Source organism: Hungatella sp. L36 (assembly GCF_014288035.1).
Window position 1 is genome coordinate 33121 of sequence record NZ_JACOPC010000020.1, and the last position, 21971, is coordinate 55091.

Genomic DNA, 21971 nt, shown 5'->3' on the forward strand with positions numbered 1-21971 from the left:
TGGAAACTAATCCCGCAAGGGTTAGAATATTAGGAACATGGAGGAAAACTTATGAAGAAAAGAAGATTGACTGCGGCACTGCTCTGTGCTGTTCTTGCTGCTTCGACCGTGCTCAGCGGATGCGGCGGTAAAAAGACGACAGAAGGCGGAAGTACCGCCCAGGCTGGTAAGGAAGCAGGGAAAAATGAGAATGGGAAGGACGGAGACAATGGAAAACCAGTCGTATATAAGGAACTGTATTCGGGGGAGGTCGCGACTTTAAATTATTTAGTTTCGTCTTCAGACAACGATATCAGAACAGCGGCATACTGTATTGATACTCTGATCGAGTATGACAGCTCTGGTCAGATCAGGCCGGGACAGGCGACGGAATGGGAATATGACGAGGCGTCTAAGACGTGGACCTTTCACTTAAGAGAAGCTAAATGGGTGGATAACACAGGAACGCCTGTAGCCGATGTGACGGCACAGGATTATGTGGACGCCATCAAATACCAGTTGACACCGGAATACGAGAGCGGGATTGTGCAGAATCTGTTCGGTGTGATTGCAAATGCCAGGGCGTATTACAACGGCCTTGTTTATAACGGCGGAGCTGATGATGAGGGGGTGGTATGGAATGCCATTGATTTCTCTGAGGTCGGTGTAAAGGCTGTGGATGATCATACGCTTACGTATACGCTGGAGACGGAAGTGCCGTATTTCATATCTTCTTTGGCTTATATTGTTTATATGCCGGCTTATGGACCTCAACTGGAGGAGTTGGGGAAGGAGTTTGCAACAGGCGCGGATAAGATGTATTACAATGGCTCTTACTATATGTCGGAGTTTTCTCCTCAGGAGCGCCGGGTGTATAAAAAGAATACGTTAAACTACGACGCGGATATTGTCTATATTGACGAGATACAGAAAATTTACAATGCGGAAGCGTTTACCATCGGACCGGAGATGGTAAAGCGCGGTGAGATCGATCATGTAGAAATCACGGCTGACATTCTGGATGACTGGCTGAGCCATGAGGATACAAAGAATCTGATCAGCCGTGAGAGGCCGAGAAACAGCTATTCCTATTTCTACTGTTTCAACTTTGATCCGCAGTTCGACGCAGAGTATGAGCCGGATAACTGGAGAAAGGCCGTGAACAATGAGAACTTCCGTAAGGCCCTTTCTTCCGCTCTGAATAAGACTAAGGAAGTAGCTGTGCTGGAGCCGAACGTTCCGGAAGATTACGTGATCAATACCATCACTCCGGCGAAGTTTACCTTCAACGCGGATGGAACCGATTTTACAGAGATCGGCGATATGGCGGCTCTGGGAGATACCTTTAATGAGGCGAAGGCCGTGGAGTACCGTGATCTGGCAAAGAGTGAGCTGGCGGCCGAAGGCGTGACCTTCCCGGTGAAGGTGCTTCTGCCGTACAATCCTACCGAGGTCAACTGGGATAAGGAGTGTCAGGTTGTGGAACAGCAGATGGAATCGCTGCTGGGAACTGATTTCATCGATATTATCGTGCAGACAGGTCCAACCGACGGATTCCTGACTGAGATCCGCCGTAACGGAAAGTACGCAATGTTAAAGTGTAACTGGGGCGCTGATTATGCGGACCCGGAGACATGGACCGATCCATTCTACCAGGCGAAAGGCGAGAGCGGCTACGATCTGGGCTATAAGTATGCAAACCTTGCGAAAGCCATTGAGGATGGAACCCCTTCTGCCGACGCTGTATTAGAGTATTTTACAACGATTGAGGAAGCCAAGGACATCAAGGTGGATATCAATGCCCGTTACGAGGCATTTGCCAAAGCGGAGGCCACTCTGATTAATCATGCGCTTGTCGTGCCTTTCAGTATCAGCGTAAGCAAATATCTTGCGACAAAGCTCAATGTGTTTGAAGGCCAGTATGCGCCGTTTGGTGTGTCCAACTTAAAGTATAAGGGCCAGCATTTGCAGGATCATTACATCTCCATGGAAGAATTTGAAGCGAATAAGGAGAAGGCAGGCCAGTAGAGCGGAGGGCGGATGCTTACCGGAACTTTTACTTCGGTAAGTATCCGCATCACTGCGGAATTAAGTAAAAATGTTCTCGGAAATAGATGTAATTTACGAAATTGCCGATGACATCTGCTTCCGAGAGTGTTTTTATAAAAGAAATTACAAAGGAGTTATGTTGCTGATGCTAAAATATCTAGGTAAAAGAATTGCGCGATCGTTTCTTACTCTAATCATTATTCTGACTGTCGTTTTCTGCCTGCTTCGTCTGATGCCGATTGAAGGCTATTTCACCAATTTCGATAAGCTGACTTCACAGCAGATCCAGGTAAGCTTACAGGAGATGGGACTTACGGATCCGCTTCCGGTTCAGGTGGTACGTTTCTTTAACGACCTGGTGCACGGAGATTTGGGGGTATCCAGAATTTACCGGGCAAATGTGCCGGTAGCGGAGATTCTGGCCGATAAGGTTCCGGTGTCCATTAAGCTGGGCGTCCTGTCCATGATTGTTTCGCTGTTTGTCGGGCTTCCCATGGGAGCACTGATGGCGCGGTACAAGTACAGATGGTTTGACAAGCTGGGGACGTTATTTATCGTCTGTATCCAGGCGGTTCCTGCGGCGGTCTACTTCCTTTATATCCAGCTGTACGGAACACAGGCGCTGGGCGTCGGTCTGCTGTTTCAAATCGACGATCCGAAGTACTGGATTCTTCCGGTTGTCTCCATGTCTTTAAATAATATCGCATTTTACGGCATGTGGCTGAGGCGCTACATGGTGGATGAGAGCAATAAGGACTATGTGAAGCTGGCCAGGGCAAAGGGCATGTCCGAGGGCGGCGTCATGTTCAAGCATATTTTCCGAAACGCCTTTGTTCCGCTGGCCCAGTACATACCGACCGCATTTTTGAACACGGTCATCGGCTCCATCTATATCGAATCCTTATACAGCATTCCGGGAATGGGCGGCCTGCTGGTCACGGTGATTAAGAAACACGACAATACCATGGTTCAGGGAATCGTGCTCCTCTATGCCTGCGTCGGTGTTATGGGTCTGCTTCTCGGCGATATCCTGATGGTTCTGCTTGACCCGAGAATCAGCCTGAGCAAAAAGGGAGGTGACAGATGATGAAGCAGTTTTCTTACCGCCATACGAAAGAGGCAGAGCTGATGGACAGCATGGAACAGGCGGCAAAGGGCGCCCCACAGACCGATGAGGAGCTTTTTTCCTTCGCCGGATTTAACGAAGCGGAAGTGGAGCGGACCGGCTACAGCAACTATTCCTACTGGAGCAGTACGTTTCGGGCTTTCTTAAAGAATAAGGGGGCGGTTGTTCTTCTCGTTCTCCTGCTCCTTCTTCTGGCCTTTACCTTCATTCAGCCCCATCTTCCGGGCCAGTATGACCCAAACATGATCGTCAATGATGAAGCGGGAATGCAGTATCGCAATATTCCGCCCGGAGACCAGTTTATTCTGGGAACCAACTCCATTGGCCAGGATCTGTGGGCCAGAATCTGGGCGGGAACCAGAACCTCCCTGCTGATCGGCCTGTCTGTGGCGCTGGCGGAAGCTTTGATCGGCATCACGGTCGGTGTCATCTGGGGTTACGTGCGGAAGGCTGATTTTATACTGACCGAGATTTATAATATTATAGACAACATACCGAATACGATTGTCCTGATTCTGATTTCCTATATTTTGAAGCCGGGTGTGAAGACACTGATCTTCGCCATGTGCCTTACGGGATGGATTCAGATGGCGCGTTTCATCAGAAACCAGATTCTGATTATCCGCGACAGAGATTACAATGTGGCCAGCCGTTGTCTCGGCACGCCGACGGCGAAGATTATCATAAAAAACCTGCTTCCTTATCTGGTGTCGGTTATTATGCTGCGTATGGCGCTGACGATTCCGTCCGCCATTGGAAATGAGGTTTTTATCACGTACATCGGTTTGGGGCTTCCGGTCAACATTCCAAGCCTTGGCAACTTAATCAATGAGGGCCGCGCCCTCATCACCAGCCCGGCGCTCCGTTACCAGCTCGTATATCCGACCATCATTCTTTCGTTCGTCACTATTTCATTCTATATTATCGGCAACGCGTTTTCCGACGCGGCTGACCCGAAGAACCATGTGTAGAAGACAGGACAGAACGGATCGATCAGAAGGAGGAAAGGAATGCCAGAGAAGATACTGACGGTAGAAGATTTAGAGATTAAATTTGAACTGAGGGGAAAGACTCTGCATGCAATCAGAGGAATTTCCATGGAATTACATAGAGGAGAGATCCTGGCTATCGTGGGCGAGTCGGGAAGCGGAAAATCCGTGTTTACCAAGTCCTTTATGGGACTTCTGGACCAGAACGGCCATGTGACGGCGGGGAAGGCCACGTATTACGGTGCGGACAACAAAGAGCCGGTGGAACTGACTTCCTTAAAGAAGGAAAAGGAATGGCTGAAGATCCGGGGCCATGAGATCGCCATGATCATGCAGGACCCCATGACCAGCTTAAGCCCGTTAAAGACGATCGGCGTGCAGATTATGGAGGCGGTGCTGCTTCATCAGAATGTAAACCGCGCCGAGGCGAAGGCCAGAACGCTGCAATACCTGACGGATGTGGGAATCAGTGAGCCTGAGAAACGGTTCGGCCAGTATCCCCATGAGTTTTCCGGCGGCATGCGGCAGCGTGTGGTGATCGCCATCGCCATAGCCTGCAACCCGCAGATTTTAATCTGTGACGAGCCGACAACAGCGCTGGACGTGACGATCCAGGCACAGATACTCGATCTGATTAAGGAACTGCGCCACAAATACCATTTATCCGTCATCCTGATTACCCACGATCTGGGCGTGGTAGCTAATATCGCGGACCGCGTGGCTGTGATGTATGTGGGAGACATTATCGAGATCGGGACGGGCGAGGATATTTTCTACGATGCAAGGCATCCGTATACGTGGGCGCTGCTCTCGTCGCTTCCGCAGGTGGGCGTGAAGGGGACGGAGCTTTTCTCGATTCCGGGGACGCCGCCCAACTTATTTACGGAGATAAAGGGGGACGCGTTCGCGCCGAGAAATCCCCAGGCGCTAAAGATCGATTTTATCAAGCAGCCTCCGTATTTTTTAGTATCACCGACCCATAAAGCCAAAACCTGGCTGCTCGATAAACGGGCTCCGAAGGTGGAACCGCCTTCCGTGGTAGAAAAAATCCGAAACGGAGGTCTGTTTTAATGGAGAGAGAAGTATTATTGGATGTAAAGGATTTAGACGTCACGTTCGGCGAGCGGAGGAAGCGGTATGAGGCGGTAAAGAAGGTCAATTTCAAGATCTACAAGGGAGAGACCTTCGGACTGGTGGGAGAATCCGGTTCCGGAAAAACAACCATCGGCCGGGCAATCATGAGAATTATACCGTCGTCTGGCGGGGAGGTCATCTATAAAGGCGAGAAGATCAACGGCAGGATCACAGGAGAACTGGACCGAAAGGTAATGGGGGAGATCCAGATGATCTTTCAGGACCCTCAGGCTTCGCTGAATGAGCGGGCCAAGGTGGATTACATCATCAGCGAAGGCCTGATGAACATCGAGAAAGGGATCGGCGAGAAGGAACGGAAGAAGCGGGTGGATCAGGCCCTCCTGGATGTGGGGCTGCTGCCGGAATTTGCCAGCCGTTTCCCTCACGAGTTTTCGGGAGGACAGCGGCAGAGAATCGGTATTGCCCGGGCACTCATTATGAATCCGGAGTTTATCATCGCGGATGAACCGATCTCCGCGCTGGACGTGTCAGTTCGGGCGCAGGTGTTAAACCTTCTGGCGGATATGCAGAAGAAGCGCGGGATTACCTATCTGTTTATCGCACACGATCTGTCGGTTATGCGGTTTATCACCGACAGAATCGCGGTCATCAGAAAAGGGGAGATCGTGGAGATGGCGGAGACGGAGGAACTGATTACCCACGCCATTCATCCATATACAAGGGCGCTGCTGTCAGCGATCCCCATGCCGGATCCGCGGCATGAGAGGGAGAAGAAGCTTCTGGTCTATGACGCCTCCATGCATCACTATGAGACGGATCCGCCTTCCTGGCGGGAGGTAAGGCCGGAACATTATGTGCTGGCTAATAGCAGCGAGTATGAGGCGTATAAGAAGCTATACCGGGACAGATAGTCCGCTTTTCGCGGAAATCATGGAAAAGGACCATATGGAAAGAGGAAAGAGGAAAGAGGCAGCAGGAAGGCGGCGCTTTGGCGCTGCCTTTCCTGTGGTTCAGGGAATTCCAGGGAGTCCGGAACAGGAGATGGAACGATGCAGTATGGAATTGTGATACAGCCGGTTGCAACTATTTATGAGATTCCGGCGGAGACTATGGTTAAGGATGGAATGACGCTGTCCGCTATTGCGGATGAGGCGATGTATGGAACGGGGCTTGCGATTACCGGGGAGGAGGTTACCGGGGCGGAGGTTACCGGAGCGGAGGTCACCGGGGCGGAGGTTACCGGGGCAGAGATTACCGGGAGGGAGGCTGCCGGGCAAGGATTTCTGCCGGTGCGCACGTTTTACGGTTATACGGGCTATGTGCGGAAAGAAGCAGTGCGGCTTGTCTCTTTAGAGGAAATGATGGCGTGGGAGGAAGGCGGTCTTATGGTGACCACAGCTTTCTGCGTCGATGTGGTTTCCGTGCCAAAAGTACAGGGAGTAAGGCTTGTCAGCCTGTTCCGGGGCGCTCTGGTGAGTGTGATACCGTATGAATGCGGCATAGAAGGCTGGGGGAAGGTGAAGCTGGCAGACGGCCGTTTCGGATACATCAGGGAGCAGTTTCTGGAAAACAAGGAGTTTTCGCAGGCTGGATTGTGGACAGAGGTGCTTCCGCAGAAGAAAATTGTGGATAAAGATGCATTTCGCCGCGCTGTAGTGGAGACGGCAAAGACGTATCTGGGGATTCAGTACCGGTGGGGCGGCCGTTCCACCGCTGGGATCGACTGTTCCGGGCTGACCTCGGTAAGTTATATGATGAATGGAATCCTGACCTACCGGGATGCGAAAATCGTGGAGGGGTATCCGGTCCGCGAGATCGCAGTGGGTGAGAAAAAAATGGGGGATCTGCTGTATTTCCCAGGACACATCGCCATGTATATGGGAGATGGAAAGTATATTCATTCCACCGGAAAGGCGGGAAGCGGCGGAGTGGTGATCAACAGCCTGAACCCGGAGGATGCGGATTTCAGAGCCGATCTGGCAGAGAGCCTGTATGCGGTGGGAAGTATTTTCTGACAGAGGAACCATGCCGTTTCGGGAGCGGATAGGTTTCGGGAGTGGATAGTTTCGGGAGCGAATCGGTTTCGGGGCGGATAAGCAGCGCAGCACTGATCTGCGGCGCAGAGACGGAAGAGGAGAAAGAGAATGGATAAGAGACTGACGATAGAGAAACGGATTGAGGCGGAGCTCATGAGTTATGATGGGACGATGGGCATCTACGCCGATGATTTTCATGGAAATGTTATTGCCATCGGCGCGGATGAGCCGTTTGAGACGGCCAGCACCATAAAGACATATATTCTGGCGTGTCTGTTTGATCAGGTGGAAAAGGGGAAAGCCAGCTTAGAGGATATGGTGGAATTTAAAGAGGAACACGCGGTTGACGGCAGCGGAGTCCTGTGTGCGCTGGAGCCGGGGGCGGTTCTCCGGGTGAAGGACGCAGCCACCCTGATGATCATTGTCAGCGACAATGTGGCGACGAACATGATGATCGACTATCTGGGGCTGGATACGATCAATGCGTGCATCCGCGGACTGGGATGCAGGGACACGGTGCTGTACAATCCGCTTCATTTTGAGCGGTATGATAAGCTGGGAACATCGACTCCCAGGGATTACGCCAGCATTTTTACGAGGCTGGCAGCGGGGACTTTGATAAGCCCTGAAGCGGACGCGAAGATGCTGGAGATTTTTAAGAAGCAGCACTACAACAGCATGATCACAAAGGATTTCCCGGCTGTTTACATGGACAGCGACAATACGGATGATGTAATGGTGAATGTGGCCTCCAAGAGCGGCAGCATGAACGCCTGCCGAAATGACGGCGGCATCATATACACCCCGTACGGTCCGTATGTGCTGGTGATGTTCAATAAGAAGTTCAGCGATGCCATGTATTATCCGGCGCATCCGGCGACGGTGTTTGGCGCCAGAGTCAGCCGGATGCTGTTTGATCAGTTCATCGCGCTGGAAGGCCGTTTTCAGATGTAGTGAGTGTCTGAAAATTGCTTTTTGTCAGTTATGTGTCACATGATCTGGGATTCAAATCCCGCATGGTGGCACAGGATGTCAAATATCTTTTTTTCCTGGTAGAAGAACTGGTAGCGGACCTGGCAGGCCGCGCTCTCTTTTATGGTGCGGCTCATGCTTCCGAACGAGGGTGCGGCCAGGGACAGGGGCTGGTCCTTGATCAGGTTGACGTGAAGCATCAGGCCGCCCTGGCTGACCAGGAGCTCGCGGTCGGTGAATTCCAGGATCTTAAGCCCTTTGTAGGTGGCGAGGCGGTATTCCTTTCCGCGGAACAAAACCGAACCGACAGAACCGTTAAAATGCGTTCCGGCAAAGGGAATATCGGCCACGGAAAGCATGACGCAGCAGGGGGCTTTCGTCTTCTTATCGGTCCAGGTACACTGGGTCCATACGTAACGGGAGGGAAAGGAACGGCCCCAGTCTTTTTCGATGTAGCCGAGACCGCCGTCAAAGTTCAGCTTTTTCCTGTTTAAAACCAGTTGGCCGGACAGGCGGTGGGAGAGACTTAAGACGCCGTGGCGGCACTGCATGAACGGAACGGCGCAGAAAGGCCCCATAATATCGTAGGCGGGCGGTGTAAACGGCCCGTAGGAGAGGTGACCGGTCAGTGTCACCTCTTTTGTGGCAATATCCAGATGGATGCCCTGCTCCGAGAAGGTGGATGTACCAAGGTTTACATAAAATAGACTTGAAGCCGCCCGGAACTGGTCGGCGGAGCAGGGGATAACCCACGACTCGGTATTGGTGATAATCTGGAGGGAGGCGGATGGCTTTCCCTGCCTGTCAATATGGTATGCCGGAATCAGGGCAAGTACGCCGTCCGGCGACTGATGTTTTAAGTACCAGCCTTCAAAGAAAGAGTGTTTTTTCTGATAGCCGTGAAAATATTTCATGAGGGGAACCTCCGTATTTTTTTTGTTTTTTAGCAGATAGTACCATTTATAGTCTGTCCAGGTGCTGCGGAAACATTCACACTTGTTTCTTTTGACATTATCCGCTATAATGTGACATACAGGCCGTGAGAATGCGGCTTGTACAATAGGTAAAAGCAAGGCTGAAGCATGAGAGAAAAGAATGTGAAAATAAATGAAAACTGAAAAACAGGCGCTGCCTGACCATGGGATACTCATCTGTGAAGATGGGGATTTTTTCCCTTACAGGATAGTGAAATCCGCCAGGCGCACGATGGCGGTCTCCGTAACCAGGGAGGGAGAGATTGTCGTGCGGATACCGGATCGGCTATCGTGGAAGGCCGGCCATGAATTTGCGCAGCGGAATCAGGAATGGATCTTTGCGCATGCTTCCAGGATCAGGGAGGAGCTGGAGAAACGGGAACAGTTTCACTGGACGGAGGGGGCTTTACTGCTCTTTCATGGAAGCCCCAGAAAACTCCATTTTGAACGGGACTATGAGACGGAACGGTTCCGGGTATGCGATACGGGCGATAAATTTCTGGTATCCGGCCCTTTTACGGGGCAGGAGGAAGACGAACCGCTTGTGAAGGCGGCCATGGAAAACTGGTACCGGAAGCAGGCGAGGCGTTTTCTGGAGGAGAGAACCGCGTGGTGGGCGGATCGGATGGGGGTGTCGTATCTGCGAATCGCCATTCGGGATCAGGCCACCAGATGGGGAAGCTGCAGCGCCCGCGGTAATATTAACTATAACTGGAAGCTGGTGCTTCTGCCCGTGGAGCTGGCGGATTACGTTGTAGTGCACGAACTGGCTCATCGCACAGAGATGAATCATTCAAAGGACTTCTGGAAAGTCGTTGAGAGAGAACTGCCGGATTACCGGCAAAGAAGGAGAAGACTTAAGGGTTATGAAAGTGAAATCAATCAGAAATATCAGGATTAAAACGAAGCTTTTGTTTCTGGGAGGAGTCAGCATTCTGGGACTCGTGTTTATCGGCGCGGAGTCCATTATCACGGCGAGACAGATTAACCAGGCCAGCACGGAGATTTCCCAGTCCTGGGTTCCGGCGATCATCATCGCGGAGGAACTGAATACCGAGACCTCGGATTACAGGATCAAGGAATTTTACCATGCCATAACCCACGACCAGGAGACCATGGATCATCTGGAAAAAGAGATGATGGCGGTCCGTGATGAGATCGACGCGGCTTTTACGGAGTATGAGCAGAATTATATTACGGACGAAACGGACCGGGAGCTGATGGAAAACGCCAGGGCCTACTGGGACCGGTACTTGGAATACAGCGATCGGCTTCTTCCGATCAGCCGGGGCAATGATAACGAGGAATCGCTGAAGATGATCATCGGAGAGTCCAGGCTCTTATTTGATGAGGCCAGCGGCAATTTTTTAAAGATGGCGGAGTTTAACCGTCTTGGAGCCGAGGCGGCCAGTGTCCGGGGCGATCAGCTTTACGCCAGGCTGGCCAGGGTGAAGATCGTGTCCATCTGCCTGATTGCGCTGATGATCACGATGCTTGTCATCTATATTATTATTGCTATCGATAAGCCGGTAAAGGCGATCGTGGAGGGGACCAGAAGGGTCTCCAACGGTGACCTGGATGTGTACCTTCCCTACGATTCTGAGGATGAGATTGGAATTCTGACGGATTCCGTGAATCAGCTGATTGAGCGGCTGAAGAATATTATTGACGATGAGAAATACCTTTTCCGCGAGATCGGAAGCGAGAATTTCGAGGTGAAGTCTACCTGTGAACAGGCTTACAGAGGGGATTTTGCACCTATCCTGTATTCCATTGCCAGCCTGATGAGCAGACTGGATATTGCGAAGCAGAAAAAGGAAGAACTGAAAAAGCGGCTGGAGGAACGGGTCGCAGCGGAGCTAATCGCGGAGAAGAAGCTGGCGGAAGAAGCGAAGCTGGCGGAAGAGAAGAAGCTGGCGGAAGAGATGCAGTCGGCGGGAGAAAATACAACGCCTGATCGAGAACAGGCTGGTGAGGAGACGAAGAAGGATGGCAGCAGAACGATGGATGCTTCAGACGAAGAAGGCAGACTTTCATGAGATGGCAAGAATCCATCATATTACACCTGTAACGGCGAGAATTATCCGGAACAGGGATATTGTGGGAGAGGAGGCGGTAGAGAAGTATCTCCGGGGATCATTAAAGGATCTGTATAGTCCTCATCTGTTAAAGGACATGGATCTTGCAGTAGAGATCCTGAAGGAGAAGACGGAGCAGGGAAAACGGATCCGGATAGTCGGGGATTACGATATAGACGGCGTCTGCTCTACGTACCTGCTTTACCGGGCGCTCACGAGAATCGGGGCTAACGTGGATTATGAGATTCCGGACCGGATCAAGGATGGCTATGGAATCAATGAATCCATTATCCGCGCCGCGGCTGAGGACGGAGTCGATACGATCCTGACCTGTGACAATGGAATCGCCGCTGTGGCGCAGATCAGCCTGGCGAAGGAACTGGGACTTACCGTGCTGATCACGGACCACCACGATATCATGCAGGAGGATGGCCATGATCTGCTTCCGCCCGCGGACGCGGTGGTCAATCCAAAACAGAGCGAGTGCAGCTATCCATACCCGGAGATATGCGGCGGAATGGTCGCTTATAAGCTTGTAAAGGCCCTCTACGAGGAATTTTCCGTTCCGGAGGAGGAATGGCTGTCCATGCTGGAATTTGCGGCGATTGCCACGGTGGGCGACGTGATGAAGCTGCGGGATGAAAACCGTATCATTGTCAAAGAAGGATTAAAAAGAATTGCAAATACAAAGAGTATCGGCCTTTTAAAGCTGATCGAGCGGAATGACCTGGATAAAGACCAGATTACTGCATATCATATCGGATTTGTCATCGGTCCCTGTTTAAATGCAGGCGGACGTCTACAGACAGCCAAGCTGGCTCTGTCGCTTCTGCTGTGTGAGGACGGGGAAGAGGCGGACCGGCTGGCCATGGAACTGAAGGAGTTAAATGACCAGAGAAAAGATATGACGAAGCAGGGGACCGAGGAAGCCATTGCGCAGGTGGAGGAGTGCTATCGTGACGATAAGGTTCTGGTAGCGTATCTGCCTTCCTGCCATGAATCGCTGGCGGGAATCATTGCAGGGCGTTTGCGGGAGCAGTATCAGAAACCGGCCTTTGTATTGACGGATGGAGAGGAATGCGCGAAGGGATCAGGGCGGTCGATCGAGCAGTATCATATGTTCGAAGGGCTGGTGAAGGTAAAGGATCTCCTGCTTAAATTCGGAGGCCATCCCATGGCCGCAGGACTCTCACTTGAAAAAGAAAATATCGATGAATTCCGCCGCAGGCTGAATGAGGAGGCGGAACTTACAGAGGATGACTTTGTCCGCAAGATCTGGATCGATGTTCCCATGCCTCTCGATTACATAAATGAGCCTCTTATTGAAGAACTGGAGCTATTGGAACCATTTGGACAGGGCAATGAAAAGCCGCTGTTTGCACTGAAAGGACTTCATATCAGAAGCGTGCGGGTGCTGGGAAAGAACCGGAACGCGGTGAAGTTTTCCCTGGCTGACGATAAGGGCGTTCCGATTGACGCCATGCTGTTTACAGACGGCGACGCATTTTTGGAGGAGCTCGGCAGAAGCCGGGTAATCGATGTGATTTATTATCCGACGGTTAATGTATACAATGGCAGCAGGACTTTACAGATTATAATCAAAAATTATAAAATACCGGTTTGACGAAGGAGCAGGACGATGGAGAAAATCAGAGCCGCAGTGGTTGGATTTGGCGGTATGGGCCGCCAGTACGTACAGATGATTTATGACGGTGAAATCGATGGTATGGTACTCGCCGGAGTTTGCTGCCGAAATGAAAAGGGGCAGAATGAGATCAGGACAGTCTATCCGGGGGCATCTGTCTATCCGAATGTGGAGGCGATGTTCGCATGCGGAGACGAATTTGATGCTGTAGTTGTCGTGACACCTCACGCCACCCATGTCGAGATCGGAAAGATGGCGGCCGCGGCGGGAAAGCATATCCTGCTGGATAAGCCGGCCGGGATATCGACGAAGGAAGTGAAGGGACTCATAGATACGGCAGACCGCGCGGGAGTCTGTCTGGGAATGATCTTTAATACAAGGATGAACCGCGTATTTTTCCGTGCAAAGGAGATGATCGAGTGTGGAGAACTGGGGCGGCTTAACCGCGCTGTGTGGATATCCAATATCTGGTTCCGTACTCCGGCCTATCACAATTCCGCGCCCTGGCGAAGCACATGGGAGGGAGAGCACGGCGGTCTGCTGATCAATCAGAGCCAGCATTTCCTCGATGTGTGGCAGTGGCTTCTCGGCATGCCGGACCAGGTTCTGGCAACGGTGGAATGCGGAAAATACAGTGATATCACGGTAGATGACAGTATGGATCTCCAGTTCTTCTATGACAACGGGCTCCACGGGACCTTTATTGCCTCCAGCGGGGAGTATCCGGGAGTCAACCGTCTGGAAATCTGGGGAACGAAGGGAAGGCTGTGCATCGAGGACAGCAGCCGGATTATATTTGACGAAAATGTGATGTCTACGGATGAATTTAACCGTCTGAATCAGGATATCTATGGAATGCCGGAGCACTATGCAAGAGAGATTACAGTGGAGAAAAATGGCGTCGAAGGATATCAGAAGATCTTCCAGAATTTTACGGATCATTTGTTAAAAGGGGAACCGCTGCTTGCAACGGGAGAGGATGGACTCCACGTACTGATGATTGCGAATGGCGCGTACCTCTCTTCCTGGCAGGGACAGCGGGTTGAGTTCCCGATCGATGATGAAAAGTATGCGGTAATGCTGGAGGAAAAGGTCCGGGACGAACAGAAATCGCTGTCCTGTCTTGATAGATGAAGTGTTCAGGCTTAAATGCGAAGGGAATTTGATCTGTTTTTCTAATGGAGGATGAGGATGGAACAAAACAACTTACTCACTCAGTCAGATATCTGTCTGATACAGCCTTCTGAGCAGTATCAGCATGAGATTATGGACTTCAGAGAAGAATTTCTGCGGAATCATGAAACTGCGTATGGGACAGAACAATTAACGGATGCGGTGAGCTTTGAAGAGTGGCTGAAAAACGTTCAAAGAAACGAAAAGAAGGAAACTGCAGAAAACGGAAGACCACCGTCCTATGAATTTATGGCTATCCGAAAGTCGGACAGAAGAATCGTTGGCATGATTAATGTCAGATATGATTTAACTGAAGAAATGTACCGTTATTTAGGACATATTGGCTATTGCGTCCGCAAATCAGAGCGGCAGAAGGGATATGCAGCTGAAATGCTGCGGCTGGCTCTGAAGGAGGCGAAAAAGATAGGATTGGACAGAGTACTTTTGACGGTCGACAGCGATAAAACGGCTTCGATCGCCACTATGAAGAAAAACGGCGCGGTATTGGAAAATGAAGTCCCGTATCTAGGCAAGATTACGCAGAGATATTGGATTGAGCTATAGAGCTTTGGGACGGATTGGTTCTAGGGGATCTGATTAGGGAAAGTTAAGATCGTTAAGGTTTTCCGTTTTTATAGAAACACTGAATTACAATTGAAATGGGTAAGATGATATTTTTTAACATCGTGAAGAGTGAAAAACGCTTGCATTTTTGGCATTTCTAGTGTATATTATAATTATAGAAGCTGGTATGCTTTTATATTATGTTCTGTGACCGTATAAATCAGAAGCCATAAAAAGAAGGTACGGGTTCAAATTATTTCCGCTACCCAGTACTGCGGCTAATAAAAGGCTGGGATTCAAATAATCGCTCTGCTTTTATAGTAGAGCGATTTTGTGTACTAAGGAGAAAGATGGACAGGGGTAAATTGTATTTTGTTAAAGATGAATTTTATATTAAATTTAAGGGCTGTGGTTTATTAGAGAATAAAGAGATGGTAAACGGAAAACCTCATAACAGACCCTGCTGCTATTTATTTCAATATGATGACAGTAAAATATACTGGATGATACCATTGTCATCAAAAGTAGATAAGTATGAAAAAGAGTATCAGCATTCGTTAAATAAGTATAAGATATGTGATAACATAAGCTTCGGATATGTATTGGGGCAAAAAAAGGCTTTTTTACCTCAAAATCTGTTCCCTGTTACAGAAAATTATATAGAAAATATATACTTAAATCCTGACACGCATCAACCTGTTCTATTGGATAAAAAGTTAATGGTCGAATTAAATGCAAAAGCCAGGAAAAAAATTCGTTATAATAAAATGGGGAAAGCTTTTGGGTTAAGTAATATAAATAAAATATACCATGAATTACTCAGAGAACAGAAAGAATCTGCTTAAAAAGATCAGATTTTTTGATACTGTCTTGACAGTTTTATTAAAAATGCATTATAATCAACCTCAACGGTAAGAGGCGCTGGTGCAGGGAAGAGTCCCTCTGCCAGCGTCTTTGTGCAACTGTTAAATTGAAAGGGAAAAGAGAGGGAAAGTGGACATGGTCAATGAAGTAATGAAGTTTATCACCAGCTATGACAAGGAAGTGGGCGAGGCTATTGAGCTGGAATGCGCGCGCCAGAGAAGAAACTTAGAGCTGATCGCGTCGGAAAACATCGTTTCTGAGCCGGTTATGATGGCGATGGGAACCGTTCTCACCAACAAGTATGCAGAAGGATATCCTGGAAAGCGTTATTATGGCGGCTGCGAGGACGTGGACATCGTGGAGAATATTGCCATCGAGCGTGCCAGGAAGCTGTTTGGCTGTGATTATGCCAACGTACAGCCACATTCAGGAGCACAGGCTAACATGGCGGCATTTGTAGCCATGGTGCAGCCGGGCGATACCGTGATGGGCATGAATCTGAACCACGGCGGCCATTTAACACATGGAAGTCCAGTCAACTTTTCCGGTCTTTATTTTAATATTGTTCCTTACGGTGTCAATGACGAGGGATTCATCGATTACGACGAGATGGAGCGGATCGCTGTTGAAAACAAACCGAAACTGATCATTGCAGGCGCAAGTGCTTACGGAAGAACCATTGATTTCAAGAGATTCCGTGAGGTTGCCGATAAGGTAGGCGCTTACTTAATGGTAGACATGGCTCATATCGCCGGATTAGTGGCAGCAGGGCTCCATCCAAGTCCAATCCCGTACGCGGATGTCGTGACAACGACGACCCACAAGACGCTTCGCGGGCCGAGAGGCGGTATGATTCTGGCTAATAAGGAAGCTGCTGAGAAATTCAATTTCAACAAAGCTATCTTCCCGGGCACCCAGGGCGGTCCTTTAGAGCATGTAATCGCAGGCAAGGCAGTGTGCTTCGGTGAGGCGCTGAAGCCGGAATTCAAAGTGTATCAGGAGCAGGTAGTGAAAAACGCCAAAGCTCTGGCTGCGGCTCTTGTGAAGCAGGGCTTCAACATTCTGACCGGCGGCACGGATAATCATCTGATGTTAATCGACTTACGCGGTATGGAAGTAACCGGTAAGGAGCTTCAGAACCGATGTGACGAGGTTTATCTTACACTGAATAAGAATGCGGTTCCGAATGATCCGAGAAGCCCGTTCGTGACCTCCGGCGTTCGTGTAGGAACCCCGGCCGTAACCTCCAGAGGCTTAAAGGAAGAGGATATGGAAAAGATCGCAGAATGCATCTGGCTGGCTGCGACTGATTTTGAGAACAAGGCCGACTATATCAGAGCCGAAGTGACGAAAATCTGTACGAAGTATCCGATCTACGAATAATTCCGTAAATAATAGAAAATCGTAGAGTAAATCGCAGATAATGATAGAATGCGACACGGTAATGAGATTGCGGTAAATGAGATTGCAGTAAATAAAATAGCAGTAAATGAGATAGCGGTAAATGAGATAGAGGCAGGCCGGAGGCGTGCGGTTCCCTGGAATGGGAGACTGTGCGGTTTCGGCCTGTTGTTTTTTTGTTTTTATTGTATTTCATTTTTATTGTATTTCATTTTATTTTATCGCTTTTTGGCTTTTTCATAGCAGGCATGAGTTAAAATAAAAACAGATGTAATTTTATGCAGATCACGGCAGTGACTTCAATGACTCCATTGACTCCATTGTAAAAAAAGTGCAGGACAGTGCCCCAATAATGAATATGGTGAAAAATACCCGCTTGACATTCACCCTGGGCGAAGCTCTATACTTACGTTATCACCGGAAAAACGGTATGTTTAGGAGGAGAGAAGATGCTTAAAATCAACGAGGCGGCTAAAATGCTGCATGTCAATCCGAACGCCCTGCGCTTTTATGAGAAAAAGGGGGTTCTTGTACCGCACAGGGATGAAAATGGTTATCGGCTGTATACGATGGATGATGTCGCCAGGATTCAGATTGTTCTGCTGTACCGAAGGATGGGATTTTCCATTGAAATGATTTTAAAACTGCTCGGGCAGGAGGAAAGTCCGGTGGATTTATTTTTTCAGCAGTATGATATTTTAAACCGTCATGTTCATTCCATGAGCCTGATCCGGGATTCCCTGGCGGGCTGCATCGACGGGATGCTGGGAGAGATAAATGGAACGGAAGACGGAGGTTCCAGTTTCAATGCGGCCATACCGGCAAGTGCCATGGAGGAGTTGGAGAAAACTGCGGAACTGCTTGCGGGGATGGCGGAGTGGGAGGACCGGTGGGACTTCGACAGCTCTGCGGTTCATTACGATGAGATGGTGAGGCGTGGTGTGAATGGGCTTGCATTTTATGAGAATTATGAAACGGTCCTAAATGAGACGGCGCGGCTGGCTCGGGAGCACGGAGGCATCATGGCGGAAATTGGGGTCGGTACGGGAGAACTGGCTGGACGGCGGCTTTCTGATTGTGAAATTACCGGAATCGACCAGTCGGTGAATATGCTCAAGGAGACTAAAAAGAAGTTCCCCAAACTGAAGGTGAAACTGGGAACTTTTCTGCAGCTTCCCCTGGATTCCGGGAGTGTGGATACCGTGGTATCATCCTATGCGTTCCATCATTGCAATGAGGAGGAGAAAATCCTGGCTGTCAAGGAGATGGCCCGGATTCTGAAACCGGCGGGGCGTATTGTGATTGCGGATCTGATGTTTGCAGATGAAGAGGCAAGGAAGATATTTGCGGAAAACTGTTCTGACGCGGAACGGGAAGATCTGGAAGATGAATACTTCGCATATGTGGACCGGCTGGAAGGCGTGTTGAAAACGTTGGGATTCGATGCCAGGCATGTACAGGTGGATCCGTTAATTTGGATTGTGACCGGGGATAGAAGGGCCGGGGATTAGACGAGGCAGAGAACGGAATCAATGCGGCACCGCAGAAGTGGAAAATCGCTTATACGGCGCCGCATTGTAATGTAAAAATAAGATTTGAACTGCATGACAGCAATGCATTTTTGAATTCTCGTTACCATTGTCAATATCAGCGGTAATTCTCTGCAAATCCGGGAAAAAAATAGTTCATCGACGAGGGCGATGTTACTAATCCGTTGTAACTGGTCTCATCCAATGTTCCAAATACGCACAGCCATCCGTGGGGTAATACATTTCCCCTGCAAAATCGGTTGCGGCCAGCTTGTGTTTTTTCATCCACCTTTCCATGAATGTCTGTGCTTTATAGACGGCAGAATTTGTCAACTCCTCAAAGCTTTCAGCTTCAAATCCGCATACAATATACTCTGCAGCAGGTAGTTCGAAGGTAGAATATCCCTCTGCAGCAGTTCCATATTCGACTTCGGCGCCTGCCATATAGGTACAGTATCCCTCTTTCGCATTTCCGATATAAAGAGCGCCAAATTCATTTCCATGTTCGATGAGATGAGGTATTTTCGGTTTTATTTCGTGAAATTCGTTCCAAAGCTTTGCAGCATATGAAATGCTCGTTTCAGTTCCTCCCATCAATTCTTTAATCGGTATTTCTTTTTCAATCCCAGTAAATATTCGCGGTGTGGCCAGCTGTCTGCGTGTGACTTCCAGAACAATACCATCTGTAACCAGTGGAACATTTTCGTCAACCATTACGTAATTTAAGATCAGTTCAGGTTTTACAAATTGGTTCAGATGTACGTCTGACGTTCGATATTCGTCTGGTGTAATACCATAAACTTCTTTGAAGGCCCTTGTAAAGTTAGCATGACTGGAAAAACCGTAGTTCACTGCAGTATCAATTATGCGGGTGTTTTTGGTTTTCAAATCATCTGCTGCCTGTGCCAATTTGCGTAACTTTATATATTCGCAGACGGGCTTTTTAACTAAGCGTGAAAATAAACGCTGGAAATAGAATGGTGATAAGCTGGCAGTCTCCGCAAGTTTATCAATGGGTATGTCTTCCGTTAAATGGTTTTCTATATAATCAACGGACTTTTGAATTGCTTCCCATGCATGCACGATTTGATATCCCTCCTTTGTTTTCTTTAATAATATTCTAACCGGATAATTTAATATTAGCTTATCACACAATGCTCTTTTTGTATGTTGATTTCAGAGATCCGTCTTTTTCAGACACCGCTTCCTGGTGTCAGCGGTACCATTGGCTTAATTAACTGCATAATTGCTGTCTCCGAGTTTACTTTTTGCCTTGTTGACATTGGCCGATTGTAGTATAATGCCTTTATTTAATAAGTCTCTTAAAAGGCAATGAAGAGGATGGTACAATAATGACGTTAAATGGGATGGGGGCAATTTGGGATTTAAAGAAACATGGGAAGTATTTGTCAGTCAGTAAACTTTGCCTTACAATGATAGACTGTCACAGATACGTCATCTGTGTGGTCCAGCAGGTACCTGTATTTTTAAGGTCAGCGCCGCATACAGATTCACAAAATAAATTTTCGTAATAAACGTGGTAGTAAAATAGCAGTGATTACTGTAAAATGGAATTATAACGGTCAAAAGTACTGTTTTAGACTTTAGACAGGATTTTATAAAACTGGTCATCGTTTTTTGTCTCGAAAAGTTACGAGTTACAGGAATATAAGCATCGTCTGTTGACCGTTTAGGTGAAAATAAACGACAAGGATCAGGAGGTATTCTATGGCAGAATTGACGTCCATGCGAAATATCGGAAAAACAATGGAAGAGAAGTTGAAAGCTGTCGATATTTGTACGGCAGAGGAGTTAAGGCAGACAGGAAGCAAAGAAGCTTTTCTGCGTTTGAAATTGCGTTACCCAAATGTCTGTTTAGTCCATTTATATACGCTTCAGGGAGCGATTGATGATCTGGGGTATAATCAATTGCCCGATGAAGTTAAAAGAGATCTAAAGGCGTTTAGCGACGGCTTTCAATAAACGGCAGCTTCAGAGGGGGGGAAAGGAGTAATACGAAATGAGCAAATATCAGGCATTGTGGGAATATGTACGGGAAAAGGAATGCAAGTCTTTGAAATTAACGTTTGATGAGATAGCGGATATAGTTGGAATACCATTAGACCATTCTTTTTTGAACTATAAAAAAGAGTTGACAGAGTATGGCTGGCAGGTCGGTAAAATATCGATGAAGGAGCAGACCGTCATTTTTGAACAAACAGACTGATCCCATAACGGTCAGGTTCCAGGTAAATTGCGGCTTGTGAAAAACGGGAGAATTCAAATGAAAAAAATGCAGATAATGAGTGTAACGGTTTTCCAGCCGGAGTCGAACGTATCTCTGTTAAGCGGCAAAATCAGGCGGAATGTGGTATGGCAGGACCAATCAGCAGGCCGGAGATGGCTTGCTGTTTTCATAATTTATCGGTTTTCATAAATGATCCGTTTTCATAAATGATCTATTTTTATAAACGATCCTTATTCATAAGGACAGCATGTCCTACAGCAAAATACCGTTGTTACAGCGAAAGGAATTCCTATGTTGGTCGATGTCTGCGTAGCAAGCGCATTTAGTAAAAAAAATATGGGCGGAAATAGAGCCGGTGTAGTTTTGCAGTGCCCTGTTTTGAGCAAGGAAGAAAAAACAAAGATAGCGTATCAGTTAGGATATTCCGAGACTGCCTTTCTTTCTCAGTCAGAACGGGCGGATTATAGTCTGGAATATTTTACGCCGGCGGGAGAAGTTCCCCTGTGCGGCCATGCGACAATTGCGTCGTTTGTCGTGTTAAATCATTTAAACAGACTGAAAAAATCCGGGTATACGATTGAGACCAGGTCTGGGATATTGAGCATAAATGTGGAGGATGACGGGGCAATATTCATGCAGCAGAATACTCCGCAATTTTACGAAATACTGAACAGGGCAGAGGTCGAACCATGTTTCGGTTTAAAAGCTGGCTCCGGTATAGGTAATCTGCCTGTTCAAATGGTATCGACTGGTCTAAAAGATATTATAGTTCCGATTGAGTCGCCGACGGTATTGGAGAACATGGTTCCCGATTTTGCCGCTATTACGAAACTGAGTCAGGAACGGGACTGCGTCGGGATTCATGCATTTTCTCTTACGGGAGAGGGAAATTTAACCGCAGTATGCAGAAATTTCGCGCCTCTGTATGGTATTGATGAGGAATCCGCCACCGGAACCTCCAACTGTGCGCTGGCCTGTTATCTGCATAAATACGAACAGAAACGGAGTCGGTATATATTTGAACAGGGACACCGCTTGAATCGCATTTCCGAAATATATGTTAATGTGCATAGCAGCGGCAATACTGTTACCGGCGTTTTCGCAGGCGGGTACGGGTATGTGGAATCGATGAAAACGATCACCATGGATTGAGAGAACACCTGGTTCCGCGGGTAGAAAAGCTGCTGTCGTGCCGCGGCATTATCAAAAATAGTTACGGGGATGCAGGTACGCCCGGGAAAGGAAGTGA

At 48.5% G+C, this 21971-nt stretch carries 21 protein-coding genes; 19 read left to right on the forward strand and 2 right to left on the reverse strand.

The genetic code is table 11. The annotated features are described in order from the left end of the window. Positions 1-51 precede the first annotated feature (51 nt). From H8S80_RS29765 to H8S80_RS29795, 8 genes are all read left to right on the forward strand, one after another. Complete coding sequence (locus H8S80_RS29765) at positions 52-2007, forward strand: peptide ABC transporter substrate-binding protein (protein ID WP_117622868.1); 1956 nt, start codon at positions 52-54, stop codon at positions 2005-2007. 166 nt (positions 2008-2173) lie between these two features. Further along, positions 2174-3115, forward strand: coding sequence for an ABC transporter permease (locus H8S80_RS29770; protein ID WP_117622904.1), 942 nt, complete (start codon positions 2174-2176; stop codon positions 3113-3115). Then, positions 3112-4125, forward strand: a complete 1014-nt coding sequence (locus H8S80_RS29775) for an ABC transporter permease (RefSeq protein WP_172683671.1) — start codon at positions 3112-3114, stop codon at positions 4123-4125. The genes H8S80_RS29770 and H8S80_RS29775 overlap by 4 nt, the downstream gene beginning before the upstream one ends. A gap of 39 nt (positions 4126-4164) precedes the next feature. Next, on the forward strand, positions 4165-5214 hold the full coding sequence (locus H8S80_RS29780) for an ABC transporter ATP-binding protein (RefSeq protein WP_117622869.1): 1050 nt from the start codon (positions 4165-4167) through the stop codon (positions 5212-5214). Continuing rightward, on the forward strand, positions 5214-6149 hold the full coding sequence (locus H8S80_RS29785; RefSeq protein WP_002601473.1) for an ATP-binding cassette domain-containing protein: 936 nt from the start codon (positions 5214-5216) through the stop codon (positions 6147-6149). Before H8S80_RS29780 ends, H8S80_RS29785 begins: the two co-directional genes overlap by 1 nt. A 34-nt stretch (positions 6150-6183) precedes the next feature. Then, positions 6184-6306 (forward strand): hypothetical protein, encoded by a 123-nt coding sequence (locus tag H8S80_RS34685; protein WP_278321556.1) that lies wholly within the window; start codon positions 6184-6186, stop codon positions 6304-6306. Beyond that, on the forward strand, positions 6288-7253 hold the full coding sequence (locus H8S80_RS29790) for a C40 family peptidase (RefSeq protein WP_117622870.1): 966 nt from the start codon (positions 6288-6290) through the stop codon (positions 7251-7253). The genes H8S80_RS34685 and H8S80_RS29790 overlap by 19 nt, the downstream gene beginning before the upstream one ends. Before the next feature lie 129 nt (positions 7254-7382). Continuing rightward, on the forward strand, positions 7383-8228 hold the full coding sequence (locus H8S80_RS29795) for a serine hydrolase (RefSeq protein ID WP_117622871.1): 846 nt from the start codon (positions 7383-7385) through the stop codon (positions 8226-8228). A 35-nt stretch (positions 8229-8263) separates the two neighbouring features. On the opposite strand, the gene H8S80_RS29800 is transcribed toward H8S80_RS29795, so the two are convergent. After that, positions 8264-9160, reverse strand: a complete 897-nt coding sequence (locus H8S80_RS29800) for a tocopherol cyclase family protein (protein WP_002601470.1) — start codon at positions 9158-9160, stop codon at positions 8264-8266. 193 nt (positions 9161-9353) lie between these two features. Here H8S80_RS29800 and H8S80_RS29805 point away from each other — a divergent pair, with 193 nt between their 5' ends. From H8S80_RS29805 to H8S80_RS29840, 8 genes are all read left to right on the forward strand, one after another. Continuing rightward, a complete protein-coding gene (locus H8S80_RS29805; RefSeq protein ID WP_320934375.1) occupies positions 9354-10121 on the forward strand; it encodes a M48 family metallopeptidase in 768 nt (255 codons plus the stop codon). Continuing rightward, a complete protein-coding gene (locus H8S80_RS29810) occupies positions 10087-11259 on the forward strand; it encodes an MCP four helix bundle domain-containing protein (RefSeq protein WP_117622872.1) in 1173 nt (390 codons plus the stop codon). Before H8S80_RS29805 ends, H8S80_RS29810 begins: the two co-directional genes overlap by 35 nt. Next, a complete protein-coding gene (recJ, locus tag H8S80_RS29815) occupies positions 11210-12922 on the forward strand; it encodes a single-stranded-DNA-specific exonuclease RecJ (protein ID WP_117622873.1) in 1713 nt (570 codons plus the stop codon). Before H8S80_RS29810 ends, recJ begins: the two co-directional genes overlap by 50 nt. Positions 12923-12937: 15 nt before the next feature. Then, a complete protein-coding gene (locus H8S80_RS29820) occupies positions 12938-14077 on the forward strand; it encodes a Gfo/Idh/MocA family protein (RefSeq protein WP_117622874.1) in 1140 nt (379 codons plus the stop codon). A gap of 57 nt (positions 14078-14134) precedes the next feature. Next, positions 14135-14680, forward strand: a complete 546-nt coding sequence (locus H8S80_RS29825; RefSeq protein WP_243007997.1) for a GNAT family N-acetyltransferase — start codon at positions 14135-14137, stop codon at positions 14678-14680. Positions 14681-15030: 350 nt separating this feature from the next. Beyond that, positions 15031-15525 (forward strand): type III toxin-antitoxin system CptIN family toxin, encoded by a 495-nt coding sequence (gene cptIN, locus H8S80_RS29830; RefSeq protein ID WP_002601463.1) that lies wholly within the window; start codon positions 15031-15033, stop codon positions 15523-15525. 154 nt (positions 15526-15679) lie between these two features. Then, positions 15680-16927 carry a serine hydroxymethyltransferase gene (gene glyA, locus H8S80_RS29835; RefSeq protein ID WP_002601462.1) on the forward strand — a complete coding sequence of 416 codons (1248 nt, stop codon included), beginning with the start codon at positions 15680-15682 and terminating at the stop codon, positions 16925-16927. A 467-nt stretch (positions 16928-17394) separates the two neighbouring features. Next, positions 17395-18456: a MerR family transcriptional regulator gene (locus H8S80_RS29840; protein ID WP_117622875.1), complete on the forward strand. Its 1062-nt coding sequence runs from the start codon at positions 17395-17397 to the stop codon at positions 18454-18456. Between the two features lie 195 nt (positions 18457-18651). Here H8S80_RS29840 and H8S80_RS29845 read toward each other — a convergent pair whose 3' ends face one another. Beyond that, entirely contained in the window at positions 18652-19557 is a 906-nt protein-coding gene (locus H8S80_RS29845) for an AraC family transcriptional regulator (RefSeq protein WP_117622876.1), read from the reverse strand. A gap of 645 nt (positions 19558-20202) precedes the next feature. On the opposite strand from H8S80_RS29845, the gene H8S80_RS29850 reads away from it, so the two are divergent. The 3 genes from H8S80_RS29850 to H8S80_RS29860 all read left to right on the forward strand — a co-directional run bounded on the left by H8S80_RS29850 (position 20203) and on the right by H8S80_RS29860 (position 21874). Further along, positions 20203-20457, forward strand: a complete 255-nt coding sequence (locus H8S80_RS29850) for a TfoX/Sxy family protein (RefSeq protein WP_002601459.1) — start codon at positions 20203-20205, stop codon at positions 20455-20457. A 37-nt stretch (positions 20458-20494) separates the two neighbouring features. Then, positions 20495-20701, forward strand: coding sequence for a hypothetical protein (locus H8S80_RS29855; RefSeq protein WP_002601458.1), 207 nt, complete (start codon positions 20495-20497; stop codon positions 20699-20701). Positions 20702-21013: 312 nt separating this feature from the next. Further along, the gene (locus H8S80_RS29860; RefSeq protein ID WP_117622877.1) at positions 21014-21874 is read left to right on the forward strand and encodes a PhzF family phenazine biosynthesis protein; all 861 of its coding nucleotides are present in this window, start codon (positions 21014-21016) and stop codon (positions 21872-21874) included. Positions 21875-21971: the final 97 nt, after the last annotated feature.